At 45.5% G+C, this 19,973-nt stretch carries 16 protein-coding genes; 14 read left to right on the top strand and 2 right to left on the bottom strand.

Annotated features, from left to right (window positions below):
- Positions 1-30: 30 nt before the first annotated feature.
- The 5 genes from QFZ81_RS31425 (at position 31) to QFZ81_RS31405 (ending at position 6,526) form a co-directional block, all read left to right on the top strand.
- Positions 31-1,554, top strand: coding sequence for an extracellular solute-binding protein (locus QFZ81_RS31425; RefSeq protein ID WP_307438100.1), 1,524 nt, complete (start codon positions 31-33; stop codon positions 1,552-1,554).
- 343 nt (positions 1,555-1,897) lie between these two features.
- Positions 1,898-3,427 (top strand): extracellular solute-binding protein, encoded by a 1,530-nt coding sequence (locus tag QFZ81_RS31420; RefSeq protein ID WP_307605818.1) that lies wholly within the window; start codon positions 1,898-1,900, stop codon positions 3,425-3,427.
- 99 nt (positions 3,428-3,526) lie between these two features.
- Positions 3,527-4,477, top strand: a complete 951-nt coding sequence (locus tag QFZ81_RS31415; RefSeq protein ID WP_307438104.1) for an ABC transporter permease — start codon at positions 3,527-3,529, stop codon at positions 4,475-4,477.
- Between the two features lie 22 nt (positions 4,478-4,499).
- Positions 4,500-5,375: a carbohydrate ABC transporter permease gene (locus QFZ81_RS31410; protein ID WP_307438106.1), complete on the top strand. Its 876-nt coding sequence runs from the start codon at positions 4,500-4,502 to the stop codon at positions 5,373-5,375.
- Between the two features lie 56 nt (positions 5,376-5,431).
- Positions 5,432-6,526: a glycoside hydrolase family 88/105 protein gene (locus QFZ81_RS31405; protein WP_307605816.1), complete on the top strand. Its 1,095-nt coding sequence runs from the start codon at positions 5,432-5,434 to the stop codon at positions 6,524-6,526.
- Between the two features lie 89 nt (positions 6,527-6,615).
- Here the strand turns inward: QFZ81_RS31405 and QFZ81_RS31400 are convergent, their stop codons facing one another.
- Complete coding sequence (locus QFZ81_RS31400; RefSeq protein ID WP_307605814.1) at positions 6,616-7,740, bottom strand: GerAB/ArcD/ProY family transporter; 1,125 nt, start codon at positions 7,738-7,740, stop codon at positions 6,616-6,618.
- A gap of 453 nt (positions 7,741-8,193) precedes the next feature.
- Between QFZ81_RS31400 and QFZ81_RS31395 the strand changes: the two genes are divergently transcribed.
- From QFZ81_RS31395 to QFZ81_RS31355, 9 genes are all read left to right on the top strand, one after another.
- Positions 8,194-9,738, top strand: coding sequence for a spore germination protein (locus QFZ81_RS31395; protein WP_307605812.1), 1,545 nt, complete (start codon positions 8,194-8,196; stop codon positions 9,736-9,738).
- Between the two features lie 26 nt (positions 9,739-9,764).
- The gene (locus QFZ81_RS31390; protein ID WP_307605810.1) at positions 9,765-10,991 is read left to right on the top strand and encodes a Ger(x)C family spore germination protein; all 1,227 of its coding nucleotides are present in this window, start codon (positions 9,765-9,767) and stop codon (positions 10,989-10,991) included.
- Positions 10,991-11,173, top strand: coding sequence for a hypothetical protein (locus QFZ81_RS31385; protein WP_307605808.1), 183 nt, complete (start codon positions 10,991-10,993; stop codon positions 11,171-11,173). The genes QFZ81_RS31390 and QFZ81_RS31385 overlap by 1 nt, the downstream gene beginning before the upstream one ends.
- A 281-nt stretch (positions 11,174-11,454) precedes the next feature.
- Positions 11,455-12,165, top strand: coding sequence for a metallophosphoesterase family protein (locus QFZ81_RS31380; protein ID WP_307605806.1), 711 nt, complete (start codon positions 11,455-11,457; stop codon positions 12,163-12,165).
- A 98-nt stretch (positions 12,166-12,263) separates the two neighbouring features.
- Positions 12,264-13,169: an AraC family transcriptional regulator gene (locus tag QFZ81_RS31375; protein ID WP_307605804.1), complete on the top strand. Its 906-nt coding sequence runs from the start codon at positions 12,264-12,266 to the stop codon at positions 13,167-13,169.
- A 362-nt stretch (positions 13,170-13,531) separates the two neighbouring features.
- A complete protein-coding gene (locus tag QFZ81_RS31370) occupies positions 13,532-14,509 on the top strand; it encodes an ABC transporter permease (RefSeq protein ID WP_373462574.1) in 978 nt (325 codons plus the stop codon).
- Between the two features lie 3 nt (positions 14,510-14,512).
- Positions 14,513-15,409 (top strand): carbohydrate ABC transporter permease, encoded by an 897-nt coding sequence (locus tag QFZ81_RS31365; protein WP_307605802.1) that lies wholly within the window; start codon positions 14,513-14,515, stop codon positions 15,407-15,409.
- A gap of 63 nt (positions 15,410-15,472) precedes the next feature.
- On the top strand, positions 15,473-17,071 hold the full coding sequence (locus QFZ81_RS31360) for an extracellular solute-binding protein (protein ID WP_307607086.1): 1,599 nt from the start codon (positions 15,473-15,475) through the stop codon (positions 17,069-17,071).
- 34 nt (positions 17,072-17,105) lie between these two features.
- Positions 17,106-18,869, top strand: a complete 1,764-nt coding sequence (locus QFZ81_RS31355) for a hypothetical protein (RefSeq protein ID WP_307605801.1) — start codon at positions 17,106-17,108, stop codon at positions 18,867-18,869.
- Positions 18,870-18,894: 25 nt separating this feature from the next.
- On the opposite strand, the gene QFZ81_RS31350 is transcribed toward QFZ81_RS31355, so the two are convergent.
- A complete protein-coding gene (locus QFZ81_RS31350) occupies positions 18,895-19,962 on the bottom strand; it encodes a glycoside hydrolase family 88/105 protein (protein WP_307605799.1) in 1,068 nt (355 codons plus the stop codon).
- Positions 19,963-19,973: the final 11 nt, after the last annotated feature.

The following is a 19,973-nucleotide window of genomic DNA, read 5'->3' as shown; positions in this document are numbered from 1 at the left end:
AAACACCGCTGCTATAAGGGAGGATCTCACATGAGAACAAGTTTATATGGCAAGGGTTTCAAGCTTTTTGGTCTCCTTTTGATAGGACTGCTGATGGTTATTTTGAACAGTGCTTGTGAGAAGAACAGCTGGGAAAAGGCAGATGATGTGAACGGAAACCGTCCGGTTATTTCGATCATGGCACCGCTGCATTTTCCGCATCCGCCCATCCCTGAACTCGTTCAGGAAATCGAGAATCGCACACAAACGAAGCTTGATCTGAACTGGGTTCCGGACGGTATATATACGGATAAAATGAACACCGCGCTCACCACAAACTCTTTGAAGAAAGCAACCTATGTGAAATATACGGACTACATGCTGATGAAAAATTCGATCCGTTCCGGTGCATTCTGGGATATCGGACCTTACTTGGCGGCATACCCGAATCTGAAACAGCTGAACAAGGAAATTTTGGGACAGGCAGCTGTCGATGGCAAAATCTATGGGCTGTATACCGAGCGGCCTTCCTCTCGTCAGGGCATTATTATTCGTGAGGATTGGCTGAACAATCTGAAGCTGGCCAAGCCGACGAATCTGGATGAGCTATATCAGGTATTGAAAGCTTTCACGTTCGGCGATCCCGATCTGAATGGGAAGGTAGATACCATCGGTCTGACCGATCGGAATGATTTGGTGTTTGGTGCGTTCAAAACGATCAGCTCTTATTTCGGTACTCCGAATAACTGGGGTACTGATGCCGCTGGGAAACTAGTGCCTGAGTTCGAAACCCAGGCCTACGTGGACACGATGAACTATATGAAGAAGCTGTATGAGGAGAAGCTGATTAATGCTGATTTCGCAGTCACCAGTAAGGAAGTTCAGCGCGATAAACTAATTCGCGGCATTGCGGGCGTCTATATTGGCAGCATGCAGGATGTGCAGCGTCTTTCGGATGAAGCTCAGCTCATTAACCCGAAGGCGAAGCTCACGCTCGTGAACCATATCGAAGGACCGATGGGTTTTAAAATTTGGTCGATTCCCAATTATAGTGCGCTCTACCTGTTCTCGAAAAAAGCGATTCGTACCGAAGCGGAATTGAAGCAGATGCTGCAATTTTTTGATCGCACGATGGATAAAGATGTCGCCAACTTGATGAAGTACGGGCTGGAGGGACGTCATTATACAGCCAAAGGGGATCAAGTTCAACTCTCGGAAGAGACCTCTAAGCTCCGTGTGAATGAAGTGAATGCGCTGTATGCACTCATGATTGCTGATCTGAACAATCCGAAGGTCATGCGCGTCTCGGAGAGCGAGTCCTTGTCGCAGCTCGCGGATCGGCTGAGCTTGGACAATGAGAAAAACGTCGTCAAAGACCCGACCGTTGGTCTAGAGTCGAAGACCTACGACGAGCGAGGCGTCGAATTGTACAAAATTGTATCGGACGCTACGTACAATTACATCTTGGGGAAACTGGACAAAGCCGCATTCCAGCAAGAAATTGAGCGCTGGAAGCGGAGTGGCGGCGGTCAGATGATAAGAGAGTACAACGAGGCTTATAGTAAACGAGGTTGATGATGGGAAAGATGAGGAAACCGCTGGCGCTGTTGCGCGGCGGCTTTTTTGCGTTTTGGTTTGCTGCTGGAGGAGATGAGCGGCCTCGGGGGAGGCCCGGTTTAGGCTGAGACGATGATTTTCATCGTTAAAGTCGCGTACGAGCGCGCGCGAGAGGTTTAGCGATGAAAAACATCGCTGCAGTAGCAGGAAGAGCGGATAATCATCTCCCCGACCGATAATCATCATCTCACATCCCATGCCAAACGGGGTCTAAATGAGTAAATGATTATTTCGGTACCTCCCTACGGCCGTGTAGTGTGGAACTTGTAGCACACAACAATTTCGCGGAGGTCTAACCAATATGAAGAGAAAATTAGTCTCGATTCCACTTAGCGTTCTGCTTGTTTCCAGCTTTGCGCTGGCAGCTTGCTCAGACGGGGGGAAGTCAACTCCTGCAGCTACGACTGGTGTGGTAGAGTCGCCTAAAGCAACAGCAGACAATAAACCGACAGCAATCACGATTATGGCACCGCTGAACACAGCACAAACGCCGCCGGATACGATTATTAAAGAACTCGAAAAGTTAACGAATACGAAGTTAACGTATCAATTTTTCCCGGCTGATACGTATGAGGAGAAGCTGAATACGACGTTCGCTACAGGCGCACTGCCGCAAGTCACTTACCTGAAAAACCAGGCAACATTTATTCAGATGAAATCAGCCATTCGTGACGGACAATTCTGGGAAATTGGTCCTCTACTGAAGGACTTCCCGAACCTGAGTAAATTGAAATCTACGACCAATGATAATACGAAAGTGGATGGCAAGCTATACACACTTTATCGCGGTGTAGACATTGCCCGTCAAGGCCTCATCTATCGAAAAGATTGGGCGGATAAGCTGGGACTGAAGCCACCTGCAACAACGGAAGATTTGGTTGCCATGATGAAGGCGTTCACTGAAAATGATCCTGACGGCAACGGCAAAAAGGATACTATCGGCTTAACGGATCGTAATGATCTCATTTACGGATCTTTCAAAACCGTTGCTACTTGGTTCGGCGTACCGAACAATTGGGGCCTTAAAGATGGCAAGCTGCAGCCTGAGTTCATGTTCCCCGAATATGTAGCGACAATGGATTACTACAAGAAGCTGCGTGATGGTGGACTTATCAACAAGGACTTCGCAGCTACAAGTAAAACCGATCAACAGAAACTGTTCACGAATGGTACAGCTGGTATGTATATCGGTGCCATGACGGATGTTTCGTCTCTTAATAAAGATTTGATCAAAAACGTGCCTACCGCTGTGGTGGATGTGCATAGTATGGTCGCTGGGCCAAGCGGTAAATTTGCAGCATGGGCTCTTCCTGGCTATGCGAACGTCGTTCTGTTCCCGAAATCCGCTACAAAAACAGAAGCTGAGCTAAAGAAGGTCTTGGCCTTCTTTGACAAAATGATGACGCCTGAAGTTGCCAACGTTGCAAACTGGGGCATTAAAGATACTAACTACAGCGTAATCGACAACAAAGCGAAGAAGCTGGATGAAGAGAAATGGACACGCGAGGTTAAGCCTTTCACGGACGCGGCCATTGGTGATGAAGATACTTCCGGCAGATACTTGGGTATTCCTACGATTCCTGCTCAAGGTAAGGCAGATGAACTTAAGATTGCCAATCTGAAGTTTGCTGTGCAGGATCCAGTAGCTGCTTTGGATTCGAAAACGAACCAGGAGAAGGGCGTCCAACTTCAAGATGTGATTAAAGATGCAACGAATAAATATATCTATGGCACGATTGATAAGGCAGGTTTTGATAAGGCTATTGAAGATTGGAAGAGTCGTGGAGGCAGCAAAATTATCGAGGAATACAACGCTGTTTATAAAAAATAATGAGATAGTCGCGAATCATGCAGGTTGAAGGCGGGAAGGCTGCTGATCTTGCAGCAGTCTTCTCAGTTTAAATGAATCGCCCGGAAAGGAAGAAGTCGTATGCAGGAAGTGAATATAGCACAACGTGTGGTGGCTGGGAAACAAAGCAGTGAGCTGGGTAGACGACTCTGGAAAAACAAATGGATCTATGTCATGCTGCTGCCGGGAGTCTTATATTTTCTCGTTTTCAAATATATTCCCATGTACGGATTGATCATTTCATTTCAGAATTATAAACCGTTTAAAGGGGTTAGCGGGAGTGAATGGGTCGGTTTAGAGCATTTTCGGCGGTTATTTACAGAGCCGGATTTCTTGATTATTTTAAGCAATACGTTAATTTTATTTGTCATGAATCTCTTGTTTTATTTCCCGATTCCTATCATTCTGGCACTCATGCTAAATGAAGTCAGAGGGGATCTTTTCAAAAAAGTATTTCAAACGATCGTCTATCTGCCTCACTTTATGTCCTGGGTCATTATCGTCTCGATCAGTTTCGTTATGCTGACGATGGACGGCGGAATTATCAACGATATTATTGAGTTTTTCGGTTTTGAAAAGATTAATTTCTTGTTAGCTCCGGAATGGTTTAGACCGATCTATATTCTTCAGGTCATTTGGAGAGAAGCGGGTTGGGGCACGATTATTTATCTGGCGGCGATTGCTTCTATCGATCCTCAATTGTATGAGGCTGCCCGTATGGATGGTGCAGGACGGATTAGACAAATATGGCATATTACATTGCCCGCTATTCGAAGTGTCATCATTGTTTTGTTAATTTTGAAAATTGGTGCGGTTCTCGAACTCGGTTTTGAACATGTCTACTTGCTTCTTAACTCCATGAACCGAAATGTTGCGGAGATCATTGATACTTATGTATATACGGCAGGGTTAAAACAAGGGCAGTTCAGTTACAGTGCTGCTATCGGATTGTTCAAATCGTTTATTGGACTTGTTCTGGTTATGTTAGTTAACCGAATTGCCAAGAAGATGGGTGAAGAGGGCGTTTACTAGGAGAGAACAGGAGGTTTACACCATGGTAGAAGATAAAACGCTAGGCGGAAGAATGTTTGGCATCATCAATTACTTGTTACTGACAATCATTGGTCTCATTACGCTTATCCCCTTTGTACACGTTGTAGCGGGTTCCTTTACGACAAGCGCGGAAATGGCTGCCAAGAAATTTGTCATCATTCCGACGGATTGGAGCATAGAGGCATATCGATTCATTTTCTCAACGAATACTATTTTTAAAGCCATGGGTGTTTCGATTGGTACCACGCTTGCGGGAACGATCATAAGTATGTTTATCACAGCTCTGATGGCATATGGTTTGTCTCGTAGAGACGTTGATGGAAGAAAAATCATTATGTTTCTTGTTGTGTTTACAATGTTGTTTCACGGCGGGTTGGTTCCGACCTTCTTGGTTGTGAAGGAATTGGGGATGATCGACAGCTATGCGTCGTTGATTCTTCCTTCTGCGATTAGTGCATTTAATTTAATTATTTTGAAAAATTTCTTTCAAAACATTCCAGAGGGACTCGAAGAGTCGGCTAAGATCGATGGATGCAGCGACTTTGGAATCTTGTTCCGAATTGTGCTGCCCCTATCGATGCCTGCTATTGCAACCATCTCGTTATTCTACGCCGTGACGTATTGGAACACTTACCTCAGCGCGATTCTTTACTTGAATGAGAGTGCGAAGTGGCCGATTCAGGTCCTCCTCCGACAAATTGTCGTGCTCGCTAGCGGGATGGATGTCAGTGCGGATTTGGATAGTGTCACACCGCCTCCTGCACAATCGATTAAGATGGCTGTTATCGTCGTTGCGACTTTACCGATCTTGTGTGTGTATCCGTTCTTGCAAAAGCACTTTGCTAAAGGGGCTATGATCGGCTCCATTAAGGGGTAAGGAAGGGATTTCAATTAATCCAAAAATCTATGTAGACATAGAGAGGAAAATTCAAAATGACTCAAACTTTAATTAAATCACCCATCGAATGGGCAATAGCTGCCTGCGATTCAATTATGAGTACGTACACGCCTATGGAGCTGCCGCCTGCCGAGCGCTGGCATTACCACCAAGGTGTTTTCTTATGCGGCATGGAAATGCTGTGGGAAGCTGAACAAGATGATCGCTATGACGCCTACATTCAGGCGTACGTGGATGGTTTGATCGACGAACACGGCAATCTCTATTTCGCGCGGGATGAGCTGGATGCGGTTCAAGCGGGGCTTTTGTTGTTTCGATTGGAAAAACAGACAGGACACAGCAAATACCGAATCGCTGCGGATAAGCTGAGAAACTTGCTGAACACGCTGAATCTTACTTCGGAGGGCGGTTACTGGCATAAAGATAAATATGCCTACAACATGTGGTTGGACGGCTTGTATATGGCGGGTGTCTTCTCATTGAAATATGCGAATGCATACGGAGACCTTGGCTTGCGTGGAACCGCGCTGCATCAAGAGAAACTAATGCGCAAATATATGAAAGACGAAGAGACAGGGCTTCTGTACCATGCCTGGGACGAAAGCCGGAAGATGCCATGGGCGAATGCCGAAACTGGCTGTTCACCGGAATTTTGGGGCCGCTCACTCGGCTGGTATGGCCTAGCGGTTACACAATTCCTTGATGAGCTCCCGGTGGACGAACCAGGGCGCGAAGAGTTAGTTAACTCGTTGCGTGATTTCGTCCATGCCTTGATTCGTTATCAAGATCCGGAGAGCGGACTCTGGTATCAAATCGTTGACAAGGGTGGTCAATCCGATAACTGGCTGGAGACATCCTGTACGAATCTGTTCGTATACACGATTGCCAAAGCGATTAAGCACGGGGTTGTCGGTCAAGAATGTATAGACGCAGCTGTGAAGGGATATGAAGGACTGATCCGAACGCTAAAGTTCGACGAGCAGGAGCGGGTGATATTGCCGCTGATCTGTATCGGGACGTCAGCAGGCGATTATGAGAACTATGTGACTCGTCCGACTAGCGAGAACGACCTGCATGGCGTTGGCACATTCGTGATGGCCTGTGTAGAAATGGAGTCACTCATGAAGTAAGGATCCTAAGAGCTTAAATTGAGTTTTATACTAAAAAGGCTGGACACATATTCGTGTTCAGCCTTATTTTTAATAAATTTAGTAAATCGTTATTGGCTTTGTCGCAATTTAGAGTCTCTGTGCGATATTGACTTTTGGTGAAAGTAAGCTGCTACCAGTAACAAACTAGGTATTACAAATTGTAAAGGAAGTTGAACATAGGTCATGTTAAATTTAAAACCTATAGCTAGGTGCTCGGCATATGTTTTTGTCATGACATGACCAAGAGGGGCAATAATCGCTGCAATCGGAATAAGAACATAATGGTAACTCTTCAAATTAAATAAATGGGCTGTTCCAACTGCGGCGCCATAGATGTAAACACCAACTTTGAAAAACCCCCCTGCTACCATTAGCAGAATAACTACTGCATCGATCCGCTCAAGAAAATCCGCCACCGAAGCCATTCGTATTGTCGATAAAAGAGGATAATTTAACATACCGTACAACTGAGGTCCAAGAACGGAGATCATGCCTACGATATTAAGCGATAATAAAACTCCTGCTGTCAAAACTGCAGTCATCCCCACCTTTTTAAGCTTCGTATTATCTTTTAACGTTGGCCAAATCATAGTGAATACGACTAATTCCCCAAAAGGAAGGCTGGTAAGGGTTGGGAATGACTCTTTCCATACGTTTTTTATTCCTGTACCAAGTACAGGTGTAAGCTGTTTCAGGTCTACAACTCCTGAAGCATAAACGATGATCCATGTGCTAAAGGATATTAATAGAACACCGGGAACCACCATTTCAGCCATCCTTCCAAACACTTCAATACCCCCGCGGAGCGTATATATAATTACGGCTACAAAAGTTGCAAGAATAAAAATTTCTGGGGTTCCAACTAAGATTGTAGAAAGCATAAGATCGGAGAAATCTCGACTGATCCTTGCAGCTTGAGAGGTAAAATAAATAATATAAGTGATACTGAGTGGATATCCAATGTACCTACCTGAAATTTTTTGAATGATTTGGATCAAGGAATCATTTGGATAATACCCAGACAATTTGGTGTAGACGGACATTAAAATAAGCCCCAACACCATGCCTATTAATACGGCGAGCCAAGCATCTTGTTTAGCTTCCGCTCCTAACGCAAAAATGACAGCACTTCCTATTTCAAAAGCTAACATCATTAGAAAGAGTTGTTTGATACCTATTTTCTCTTGATTCATATCGCCCTCACCTTAACATCATACATAGAATTTACTATCAAGCCATACAAAGTCATCCTATTTTGTGAATTAGATATCATTATTAGCGTTCGCCTTCTTTTTAAACGAAAGTGTTAGGAATTAGGTATTATTTACCTTCATTTGTCGAAAGATAATAGTTGGAAATAGCCAATAGAACAACTCGCTTGTCAGAGGAGAAATGATGAAGAATATTCGTGATTTATGTTTTTTCTCCGTGCTCATCGCTTTTATTGGATGGTGTATGTATTTCTACTTACAGGAAATTACGTCAAAATTATTAGTCCATCTACATATATACACTTTCACTGTTTTGGAAATGATGTTGGCTGCAATGGGAGCCTTCTACATGGTTGTTATGGTTGTTATGTCGATCGGTTATCTTTTCGTAATGGTGGTGAAAAAATAAAGGCTTAAAAGTGAGGGGGATTTAGTATGGGAAATGGAATCCTCACGGACCCATTGAAAAGTGATCTGCTTAGCACGGATCTTTTACAGAATATTGGACAATTGAAAACGATCTTTGATCGTTCTTCTGACATTGTGTTTAGGGATTTTCAAGTAGGTGCGACACAAAAAGGGACGCTTCTTTTTTTAGACGGCCTTGTCAATATGAAATTGATTGACGATGATGTCATAAAACCTCTGTTGGAATACGGGAAAAATAATTTGACACAACCTATATTTCGTTATGAGGAAATGGAAAATTTGCTTCGGGATCAAGTGATTTCTGCTGCGCAGGTAAGCAGTGGGGCCAATTTTCAAGATGTGATAAATCATGTGCTATCCGGGGATACCGCATTGATTCTTGATGGTGCAGAACGAGCTTTATTCGTTAGTGCAAGAGAATGGGAGTCCCGTGCGGTTGAAGAACCAGCAACTGAAGCTGTGATCCGTGGTCCTAGGGACGGATTTACGGAAAACCTGCGGACCAATACCAGTCTCATTCGCAGGAGATTGAAAACTCCCCAGCTAAAAATGGAAGCGATGAAAGTAGGACGGTTATCAAGAACTGAGATCGTTATTACTTACTTGGATCATATTGCTGATGAATCTTTGGTGGCGGAAGTTCGTGAAAGAATCGGCAGGATTGACATCGATGCGATTCTCGAAAGCGGATATATCGAGGAATTAATTGAAGACACTCCGCGTTCCATTTTCCCCCAGGTGCAGAGTACGGAAAGACCGGATAAAGTCGTTGGCAACTTACTGGAAGGGAAAGTAGCCATTATCATCGATAATACGCCTTTTGCCCTGTATGTTCCGGTTACCTTTTATGAAATGCTGCAGGCGAGTGAAGATTATTATGGGCGCTTTATGATTTCGACGGCGATCCGCTGGATCCGCTTTTTGTTTTTGGTGATTGCCTTGTTTTTGCCATCTCTCTATATTGCTTTATTAACATTTCATCAGGAATTGGTTCCGTCAACCCTGTTATACAGTGTGGCTTCCTCCCGTGAAACGGTCCCCTTTCCGGCTATTATCGAAGCATTGCTAATGGAAATAGCCTTTGAAGGATTGCGAGAGGCTGGTGTGCGCTTGCCAAGGCCGGTAGGACAGTCGGTGAGTATTGTCGGAGCTTTGGTCATTGGTCAGGCCGCCGTTCAGGCGGGTATTGTTTCCGCCCCCATGGTTATTGTCGTATCCATCACCGGTATCGCTTCTTTTATCATTCCCAGCTTTAGCCAGGCGGTCGCGATCAGAATGCTACGTTTTCCCATGATGTTTTTAGCGGGATCACTGGGATTATATGGAATTCTATTAGGCATATTGTTTATCATGAGCCATATGTGCCGCCTTCGCTCCTTCGGCATGCCCTATTTGTCTCCATTGGCCCCTTTACATTTTGGTGATTTTAAAGATGTGCTTGTACGGGCGCCTTGGTGGAGTATGACGAATCGTCCGGAAGAGGGAGCAAAAAGAAACCCGCAGCGAATGAAAAGGTCCATGCGTCCCGGTCAGCCGAACCGCAAGGAGTAGGATTTTCTACGGAAGGGTAATGTTGGATGAAAACACGAATTTTATTGGGATTGATCCTTTTGATGATGCCGATTCTCTCGGGCTGCTGGAGCCGGATTGAGGTCAATGACCTTGCATTTGTAACCGCGGCAGGAATCGATAAGATGGAGGATGGCAAAATCCGTTTAGCGCTGCAGGTGGCTATTCCGCGAATGTTAGGCGCCGCAGGCCAAGGGGGCTTTGGTGGGGAGAAAGGCATAGGAACCAAAGCTGTATGGGTCGTTTCAGAAAAGGGGGAAACGATTTTGGATGCCTATCGGAGACTCCAAGAGAAGCTGCCGCGCCGAATTTTCTTTTCCCATAGCGGCATTATTGTTATTGGCGAACAAATGGCTCGAGACGGTGTTTCCCCGATACTCGATTTTTTTATTAGACAACGGGAAGCGCGAATGCGCAGTTACATCATATTCACAAAAGGGGAGTCTGTAAATATTCTCAAGTTTGTTCCCAAACTCGAAAAAATACCGGCTGAAATCATGAGAGAGCTAGTGAAACAGCACATTGGTGTAAGGATAAATCTGAAGGATTTTGTCCATATGCTTGTGACGGAAGGTATGGGACCGGTTGCTGCTGAAATGGAACTCGTTTCTTCGAACTTAGCGAATGGAGAGGATTCCAAGGCGCCATCTCCTTCAAATCTGGAAACCAACCTGTCGATCAAAGGATCAGCGATATTCAAGAAAGATAGATTAGTCGGTTGGATGAATGATTTAGAGACGAGAGGAGTTCTTTGGCTACGCAAGGAAATGAAAACGGGTGTTGTCACCGTAAACATTCCGAAGGAAAAGGGAAATGGAAAAATAAGTGTTTATATATTGAAGGCCGAGACCCAAATCACTCCTATTCTTAGCGATGGAGAATTAAGCATGGAAGTGAAAGTAAGAGCTGAGAACGAACTTTATGAGAATAATTCGAAATTGGATGTCAGTGATCCTAAAGTGATTCATTTTGTGGAAAATGAGTTGGAAGAGGATCTCAAACAAAGAATCCAAATCGTACTCGATATGGCGCAAAAAAAATTTAAATCAGATATTTTCGGATTTGGCATTGAAGTGGAACGGAGATATCCAAAAGAGTGGAAGAATAAGTATAAAGAACATTGGGAAGAAGAATTTCCAAAGCTGAAAGTCAATATCATTGCTGATATGACAGTAAACCGTACAGGTTTAACGAATAAACCTTTGATTTTGAAAGAGAAGGAGTCCGAAAAATAATGAAAGTCATCATCATTGTAGTTCTTTTTGGACTTCTTGCTTCTCGCGATGTTCCCGGATTGATTAAGAACAAAAAGTATCGTAAAGATCTGGTTGTATACAGTTTTTTGATGATGGTAGGGATGACCTTGAGTTTTCTTGTTGTTTTCCATGTTTTCCTTCCGATCTGGCCGCATGGTTAAAAGGAGTATCGTACATCAATAGTAACAGGAAGTTGAAAACGAGGACGTCCAACAGGACGTCCTTTTCATGTTTCTTACGTAAGATCAATGTTAATTAAGGAATCCCGAACAAACCAAACTATGATAAAATAAAATCTAAATAATAGAAATACACATAGATTCAGAGTTTGCTAGGGAGCTGATTTGTGGGATTTCGACATACGATTCAACATTTTCTAGAAAAAATAGATGTCCATAAATAGACGGATTTTTCCGGAGCGCGTCATCAGGAGGTACAGGATATGAAAAGAACGTTAGCCGTAAGCGATATACATGGCTGTGTGGATGAATTCAAGCAATTACTCGATAAAGTAAATTTTAATGCGGTAGAAGACCAACTCGTGTTGCTTGGCGATTACGTGGATCGAGGGCCGGCAAGTCGGGAAACCGTGGAATTCGTTATGAATTTGGTGCGCGAAAAGGGAGCGATTGCTCTCAAAGGGAATCATGACCAACGTTTCGTGGATGTTCTGGGGGACGTAGATTCACTAACGGAAATGAAGTTTTTTGAACATGGCGGTATCCAAACGTTTAAAAGCTTCTGCGGGACCGAGGCTCTTGATTTGAAGCAATCGAAAGAACGAATCCGAGGAAAGTTCAGCGATCATATTTCATTTCTAAATAATCTTCCGTTCTATTACGAGGACGAGACTCACATTTATGTTCATGCTGGGCTTAACCCCGCATTTTTGGATTGGAAAACCCAACCAGAAAGGGATTTTATGTGGATTCGAGCTCCATTTGTCCAGCAGAGAACCGTCGTTAAAAAAACAGTCGTTTTTGGACACACGCCGGCCAAGGATATTCATGGGAAAGCAGATGTTTGGTTTGATCGTGATAAGATCGGCATTGATGGCGGCTGTGCTTACGGCTTACAAATCAATTGCTTGGAAATCAAGGGCAGGAATCAGTACAAGACCTATTCGGTTGCTTCCAAAGGAAGTTGGAGATAATCGATGGGATAGCATCGGGCGAGTCATTAGCAAGAAAGATCAAGAACCGTTATTTTAAATAGCTTACACTGTGTTTAGAATGCTGGAGGGGGCAACCGATGGACACCGATTACTTTGTGCAGATTCAGAAGACTATGGATTATATTGAAGATCACCTTTCTGAGCCTTTATCTGTTGCTTGTTTAGCTCAAGTTGCTTCTTTCTCTGAATTTCATTTTCATAGAGTCTTTCAAACCATGGTGGGAGAAGCTGTGATGGAGTATGTTCGGAAAAGAAGACTAGCGAGCGCGGCCTATCAGATCGCACATACGGAGAAGAAGTTAATCGATATTGCCCTCGACAATGGGTTCCAGTCCCACGAGAATTTCACTCGAGCATTCAAAAAAGTTTTTGAACGTACGCCGCTTGCTTACCGTAAACAAGGCATACTGACGCCAGTTTATGCGAAAGCGAATGTGCTGCAAAGAAAATTCAACCCCTATTTAGGAGGAATTCGAATGGAATATCAACTGAAGACGAAGCCTGCTTTTAAACTGATTGGCTATGAACTGAAAACGTCCTGCAAAGAGGGAAGAAACCATCGTGAAATCCCTGCATTCTGGAGCTCGTATCTACAAGAGGGCAAGGGGAATCGCATTCCCAATCGCGTACATGCAGATTCACAAGTTGAGCTGGGCATTTGTACGGATTTCAACATGGAGACTGGGGATTTAAGTTATATCATCGGAATGGAGGCCACAGGTTTCGAAGGTGTGCCAACCGATCTGGTAAGCCGTGAATTTCCGGAGGCCAAGTATGCCGTTTTTACAACACCGAAGGTGACTCAGGACCAGTTTGCTGCATCCATTCAGAGTACGTGGAAGTCCATTTTCGAAGAATGGTTTCCTCATTCCGGCTATGAACATGCAGGTGGCGCGGAGTTCGAACTGTATGATGAACGCTGTAACCCATCCCGAAATGAGCTCATCCAAATGGACATTTATATTCCGATCAAGGAAAAATAGGCAGTATGTCTGTAAACAAATAGGAATCATTTGTAACTAAAATGACATCTGGTTTTCATCTGGCTTTAAGGTTCGGGGCCTATACTGAAATTCGACCCCCTTTTTAAATATATATACTTGAAGACCCGCAGCCCGTTGCTGTGGGTCTCTTTTTTTGCGTCTGGGTTTGGAGAGTGAGCTTATGGTGAGAGAGTGTAGAGCGTTCATCTTAGGAAAATGAACCTAGTTTAAGTAAGGTGACAGGGCAATTGTTAAGAAAAGACAGCAGAATAAAACGTGTCTATTTGCAAGTAAGCAGTGGCAGGATACGATGATATCGCCGGCACAACAGCAGGCTCACATTTGGAAAGGGTGAACACAACATGGAGGAAAGAGTGACCGGCTTAAATAAGAAGCTAAGCCAGCGGAAGCCAATTCCAACCAAGCCGATTCCGTCCACATTCCGAGGCCGCTTGATACGGGATCGACATTTGTACCTGATGCTTCTGCCTGTGATTGGATTTTATCTGCTATTTAAATATGCTCCGATGGCCGGCGAGATTATTGCCTTCAAGGACTACCGATTCGCCGACGGCATCTTTGGCAGCAAGTGGGTAGGGCCTAAGCACTTCATAAGCTTGTTCCAAAGCATCGATTTTTGGAGAGTACTAAGAAATACGTTGCTGCTCAATGTGTACAGCCTTGTTTTTGGATTTCCGGTACCCATACTGCTCGCGCTTCTGCTTAATGAAGTACGCAAGGAGTGGTACAAACGGACCGTTCAAAATCTGCTCTACTTGCCCCATTTCATCTCATGGGTTGTTCTTGGGGGCATCTTCATTGCTATGCTTTCACCAAGCACGGGTGTTGTCAATTTGGTGCTGACGAAGGTGTTTGGCATCGAGCCTATTTATTTCATGGCTAGCTCCGGCTGGTGGCCAGTTGCTTACACCTTATCAGGCATATGGCGGGAAGCGGGTTGGGGCACGATTCTTTATCTGGCTGCAATGGCCTCGATTGATCCGCAGCTGTATGAGGCGGCCAAGATGGACGGCGCATCGAAGCTGCGTCAGATTTGGCATATTACATTGCCCGGCATCCGCAGCACAATCGCTATCCTGCTCGTTCTCCGCATGGGGCACATGATGGATGTGGGGCTTGAGCAGACACTGGTGCTGCAGAATATGTCCGTCTTGGATGTTGCAGATGTAATTAGTACATATGTGTACCGTGTCGGTTTGCAAAATATGAACTACAGCTATACGACCGCCTTAGGGTTGTTCCAATCCGCTGTTGGGTTGATACTGGTCGTAGGCGTAAATAGATTGACTCGAGCGTTCGGAGAACGGGGGTTATGGTAAGCGATGCAAAGTTTATATAAAAAGCAATCCCTTTTATCCCGTTTAGGGACGTCAGCTAATTATGCGATACTCGGCTTTCTTTCGTTAATTGCCTTATACCCGTTCTGGTATGAGGTCGTATCGTCCTTCAGCAGCAGCAGGGCTATTACAGCGGGTGAGGTGACATTGTGGCCGGTCGAATTCAATGCGGAGGCCTATAAGCGTCTTTTCCAGGATGGACAGCTCTTTGTAGCGATGTGGAATACGGTGCTGGTAACCATAGTCGGCACAGCGCTCAATGTGACACTTACTTTACTGGCTGCGTATCCGCTTTCCAGACGAAGACTGATGGGGCGTAATGGGCTGCTCATTTTCATCACCTTCACCATGCTGTTCGTTTCGGGCGTAATCCCGAATTTTATACTAGTTAAATCATTAGGACTTATGGATACCTATTGGGCTTTATGGCTTCCCTCATTAATCAGTACGTACAACATGTTTGTGATGAAAACGTTCATGGAGGGCTTGCCGGAGGAAGTGGAGGAATCAGCGTCTATTGACGGCGCAGGGGACTGGCGAATTCTGCTTCAAATCATTTTGCCGTTATGCAAACCGATCATAGCTGCCATCTCACTCTTTTATGCCGTAGGCTGGTGGAATTCATACTTCAATGTATTACTGTACGTTACCAAAACAACCAAGCAAACCTTAACGCTCAAGCTCTATCAAATGATCCTGCAGGTGGATCAGAATCTACTGGATCAAGGAGCCGGAAGCGAGGGTGTTGCAGAGATGACGCTTACTCCCGAGGGTATTAAAGCGGCTGCGATCGTCATTGCAGTTACTCCCATTTTGCTCGTTTATCCGTTCTTGCAGAAACATTTTGTCAAAGGCGTCTTGATTGGATCGGTTAAAGGCTGATATCTCGGGGCAATAGTCCTTGATATATACCACACAATATTTAGGGGGATGGAACCATTGAAAATGACTAAACATGCGTGGAAACCAGTTCTTGCAGCAAGTATGTCTTTAGCAGTACTAGCCGCTTGCAGTACTAATACGACTACAGAGGGGGGCAGTTCAGCAAAGCCTCAAGGAAGTGCAGCTGCTACGACAACTGCGGCCGGTCCGAAGAAAGAAATCAGCATCTCCGCTTTTGATCGTGGAACAGTAGCCGCAGAGGAGGGCAGCTACGAGAGCAACCGTTGGACAAAGTGGATGAATGAGAATTCGCCGGCTAAGGTAACCTGGGTGCCAGTACCTCGTGCGCAAGCTCAACAAAAGCTGAGTACCCTGGTGGCTTCCGGGAGCGCACCTGATCTCATTTGGGAGTATGATCGTAATTATATTGCGCAATTGGCCAACCAAGGTGCCATACAACCGATAGACAGCTTTATCGAGAAATATAGTACGACTTTGAAAAAGTATCTGAAGGAGCATCCTGAGCTCAAATCAGCATCGACGATTAATGGAAAAATGTATGCCGTTACCAGCAGCAGAAGTATAGAGGGGCTTGCCAACCACGGGATGTGGATTCGTCAGGATTGGCTGGATAAGCTGGGCTTGAAGGCGCCGACGACAACGGAAGAATTGATCGAGGTGGCCAAGAAATTTAAGGAAGCGGACCCGGACGGTAACGGCAAAGCAGATACAGTGCCAATTGCGTTTAATGGCAACGCTGTGCAAATCATTAGAGCTCTCTTTTTCGTGAATGAGAATCAATGGTATTTGGAAGAGGGCAAGCTCAAGTTTGGCAGAACGTTGGATCGTTATAAGGACTCCGTTGCTTATCAGAAATCATTGTTCGATCAAGGCTTGCTGGATAAAGAGTATATCACGGATAGCAACTTCCAGCGCGCGCGTCAAATGTTGACAACTGGTAAGGCGGGTATTTACTTTGCTGGTTGGGATATTCAGAACGAATTCATGGATCTCAAGAAGAACGTTCCAGATGCCAAGATGGTTCCATTGGAGCCAGTAGCCAGTAAATATGGCAAGAACGGCTTGTATCAAGAACTTCCGGCGAATATTCTGGTAGCCTTTAACAGTAAAATGAAGGAGGATAAAATCGAATCCGCTGTTAAATTCCTCGATTGGATGATGGAGAAAGGCGATATGGCGATGAAGTTCGGCGAGGAAAACGTCCATCACAAGCTAGTGGATGGTGTGATTCCGCAAAAAATCGACGCTGATAAATTCCGGAAGGAAGTTGGCTACGCTGCTGAGTATGCGATTGTAACTGATTTCAGCCTGAAAGCCGAGTGGTTCCCGACCATGGCTGCTCAGGATGCGCTCTCCCAGGAGTATGCCAAATTGAAGACACAGTCGCTAGGTGTGGCACTCAAAAACAAATATCGCAGAGACATAGCCTTTAGCCCGGATATTCCGGAAGTAAGCCAACTGATCGCCACGTTCCATCCGATTGCTACGCAAATCGAGGTGAAAGCCGTAACTGGAGGCGGTGCATTAACCCCAGAGGCTGCAATGGATGAGGCGCGTAAAGAGTGGAAACGTCTTGGTGGAGATAATGTGGAGAAGCTTGCACAAGAGTGGTATGAGAAGAATAAAGAGTTCTTGAAATAATCAGTGCACGCCAATTGGGAGGGATTGTTCCAGCATGAGCGTAAATGAGACTATTCTTGATCATAAAGCACATTTGATAAAGGCAATCAAAGCCAAAGAAAGTGAGTATGATTCTCAGATCAGTATGCTTCGTCGGCCTTTTCATAGCCCGGGGTATCATACTACGCTAACGGCGAAGGATCACCCGACGACTCATCCGACTTATCAATCGCTGCTCTATGCGGTTGGCTTGCTAAATACGGAAATGAAGGAATATGAACAGAGGGCCTATGATATCATTAGCCGCCTGTTATCTTTGCAGGATCGGAATCCGCTAAGTGATACCTATGGGATATGGCCTTGGTTTTATGAAGAGCCGCTTACACAGATGGCTCCTCCTGATTGGAACTGGGCGGACTTTTGCGGCAAGGAGCTGCTGCTTGCAGTACTTCGTCACGGTCATAAGCTGCCTGAAGCGCTGAAAGATCAGATCGGAGAATCGGTAAGCTTTGCATGCGACGCGATCATCAAACGGAATGTAAGGCCGCACTATACGAATATTGCGATTATGGGGGCATTTGTGACCTTGATCGCCGGTGAGCTGTATGAACGGAAGGATTATGCTGATTATGGGCTGGAAAGGCTAGAGAAGCTGCAGCAATATACAGCAAGTCTAGGGACCTTCCAAGAATTCAACAGTCCTACTTATTCTGTCATTGCCATTGTGGAGCTGTCGAAAATCCGCGAGTATTCCCTCAATTCTCGTGCGAAAGACATAACCGCCGAATTGTTAGACATGGTCTGGCGAATGGTGGTGGAGCATTATCATCCGGTGTCCCAGCAATGGGCTGGTCCGCACAGCCGCAGCTACAGTACCTTACTGACGAATAAGGCCAAATCCTTCCTGCAAGTCGCTACCGATAACAAGCTGGTTTTCTTTGCCTCTGACGATTTGGATTATGATGCAGAGTGGTTTGGCAGCGGAATCCAATGTCCGAAACAATACATTGAGCAATTTACCCGAGTAGAGGTACGTGATCTTAGGCAGCCTTATTATCGCAATGAGGAGACCGGATTCGTGAAATGGGCGGAGACTTACATAACGCCGCAGTATGCGATCGGAGTGTTCAGGAAAGAGATCATGTGGAATCAAACAAGAGGGATGGTTGCATATTTCGATAATAACGGGCAGCCGACCTATCTGCAAATGCGCTGTTTACATGATGGGTACGATTATTCCTCGGCTGTTCTCAGTGTTGCAGCGAGCCGAAACCAACTGCTGTTAGGCGTAAACTTTCTGACGAACGGCGGGGATACACATCCGAATTTGGATCGTATCCAAGGTCGTATAAAGGCAACTGATTTCCGGATTCGAATGGAATTTGGCGGTTGCTTGGAGCGTATGAGCATTGAGCAGGAAGGCGCTGTGGCGCAAGTGCAGATTAATGGACTGCCACTGCACTTCGAAAGCTTATATGCTGCCTTTGAGGGTACTGGAGAGAACCAACTGCGCTGCGGCGACAAAAGCGTATCCTCCGCTACCGCCGGTTGGAACTGGGAATGGAGCAAACAGGGAGACACATATGGACTAGATCTGGTTATTTACAAAGGTGAGCGGCAAACAATAGACTTCCAAGCTATGGAAAAAGCTGCGTTTTTATTCTCGTTAGCTATAGGTGACTCGGTGAAGGAATTGCCTTTGATTGTCATTGAAGAAGAAGCGGAGCAAGTGACAGCAAGGCAGGCTGACAATCGTGCGGACGGCTCGCAGCAACAGCTGTCGATTTCCTTGAAGCCGAATGACAAGCATCCGAACTAAGGAAGCAAAAAATGGAGCTCGCCAATTAAATGGCGGTCTCCTTCCTTTTTTCAATCATTTCTGAGAGCAGCATTAGCACTAGCCCCTGTCCATAAAGCGTTGGATAACATGGAATTGTATTATAAGCTTCAATCGTCGGCATAACAGGTGTTCCGCCCGACACGCCGGTTACTTCCCCGCTAGGCAGAACTTTTGATAGAATAGATTCAGCTGCGCGATAGGATGCCTCTTTGCTGGAAGGGTCCAGCAAACCGCGTTTTACGGCTAGTAGAATACCGCATGCGATACCGGCGCTGCCTGAAGTCTCCGGATAGTAATCAGGTTGATCCATGACGGTGGCCCATAGACCATCTGCTTGTTGATATCGGATGAGCCCTTGCATCATAGCACGGTAGCGCTCTAAAGTTTCTTCGGGTACCTGGGCGAGGCCCTCGAGTTCTTGCAGGATCATTGGCGTTGCGACTGCGATCCATGCGTTAGCTCTCGTCCAGCGCGCAGCGGACATATGATCCTGCGCTATGCAATTCCAACCGTGGAACAGCACTCCTGATCTATCGTCCTGAAGCAGTCTCAAGTGGAGGTCAAGCTGGTTGACAGCTTCCTGAGCATAGGCAGCTTCACCGGTAAGGCGGGCAAGACGCGCTAGGAATAGTACAGCCATGAAGATCGTATCCGCCCATACCTGCTCAGGGAAGCTGGCATTTTCGGTGACGGTATGCTCAAACGCGCCTTCTCTTGTACGGGGAGCTTCAGTTAGCATCCACTTCCCGATGCGTTCAGCAGTTTCCAGAAAGACGGGGTCCTTCGTGTTACTATAAAGTGCAGGGAATATGGCGAAGGGTGCCATGGAGTTGATTACCATCAGTTTCTCAGATTTATGCATGTTTTGGCGTGCCCATCTAGTCAGATGATTCAAGATCTCCGCTTTTTTCGTGCTTTCATAATAGGCTAGTACCGATATGACGCCGACGCCGGGCACCCAGTCCCAATGGTGAATATCCAAGCCCCAATTTCCCGAATGATCAGATAGCATGTAACCATAAATTTGGCTCGCGGTTTGTTCTAGATGAGCAGATGTAAGTGTAGTTGGCATTGTGGTATTCC

This window comes from Paenibacillus sp. V4I9, assembly GCF_030817295.1.
Classification (GTDB): Bacteria; Bacillota; Bacilli; order Paenibacillales; family NBRC-103111; genus Paenibacillus_E.
Note: the sequence above shows the minus strand (reverse complement) of the source record. Positions and strands in the feature narration are given on the sequence as shown.

Bases quoted from the DNA above. Each gene is read 5' to 3' on its own strand.
- QFZ81_RS31375 (WP_307605804.1), top strand. From the start codon at position 12,264: ATGGACACCGATTACTTTGTGCAGATTCAGAAGACTATGGATTATATT.
- QFZ81_RS31410 (WP_307438106.1), top strand. From the start codon at position 4,500: ATGGTAGAAGATAAAACGCTAGGCGGAAGAATGTTTGGCATCATCAAT.
- QFZ81_RS31390 (WP_307605810.1), top strand. From the start codon at position 9,765: ATGAAAACACGAATTTTATTGGGATTGATCCTTTTGATGATGCCGATT.
- QFZ81_RS31420 (WP_307605818.1), top strand. From the start codon at position 1,898: ATGAAGAGAAAATTAGTCTCGATTCCACTTAGCGTTCTGCTTGTTTCC.
- QFZ81_RS31385 (WP_307605808.1), top strand. From the start codon at position 10,991: ATGAAAGTCATCATCATTGTAGTTCTTTTTGGACTTCTTGCTTCTCGC.
- QFZ81_RS31415 (WP_307438104.1), top strand. From the start codon at position 3,527: ATGCAGGAAGTGAATATAGCACAACGTGTGGTGGCTGGGAAACAAAGC.
- QFZ81_RS31365 (WP_307605802.1), top strand. From the start codon at position 14,513: ATGCAAAGTTTATATAAAAAGCAATCCCTTTTATCCCGTTTAGGGACG.
- QFZ81_RS31350 (WP_307605799.1), bottom strand. From the start codon at position 19,962: ATGCCAACTACACTTACATCTGCTCATCTAGAACAAACCGCGAGCCAA.
- QFZ81_RS31400 (WP_307605814.1), bottom strand. From the start codon at position 7,740: ATGAATCAAGAGAAAATAGGTATCAAACAACTCTTTCTAATGATGTTA.
- QFZ81_RS31370 (WP_373462574.1), top strand. From the start codon at position 13,532: ATGGAGGAAAGAGTGACCGGCTTAAATAAGAAGCTAAGCCAGCGGAAG.
- QFZ81_RS31405 (WP_307605816.1), top strand. From the start codon at position 5,432: ATGACTCAAACTTTAATTAAATCACCCATCGAATGGGCAATAGCTGCC.
- QFZ81_RS31355 (WP_307605801.1), top strand. From the start codon at position 17,106: ATGAGCGTAAATGAGACTATTCTTGATCATAAAGCACATTTGATAAAG.
- QFZ81_RS31395 (WP_307605812.1), top strand. From the start codon at position 8,194: ATGGGAAATGGAATCCTCACGGACCCATTGAAAAGTGATCTGCTTAGC.
- QFZ81_RS31425 (WP_307438100.1), top strand. From the start codon at position 31: ATGAGAACAAGTTTATATGGCAAGGGTTTCAAGCTTTTTGGTCTCCTT.
- QFZ81_RS31380 (WP_307605806.1), top strand. From the start codon at position 11,455: ATGAAAAGAACGTTAGCCGTAAGCGATATACATGGCTGTGTGGATGAA.
- QFZ81_RS31360 (WP_307607086.1), top strand. From the start codon at position 15,473: ATGACTAAACATGCGTGGAAACCAGTTCTTGCAGCAAGTATGTCTTTA.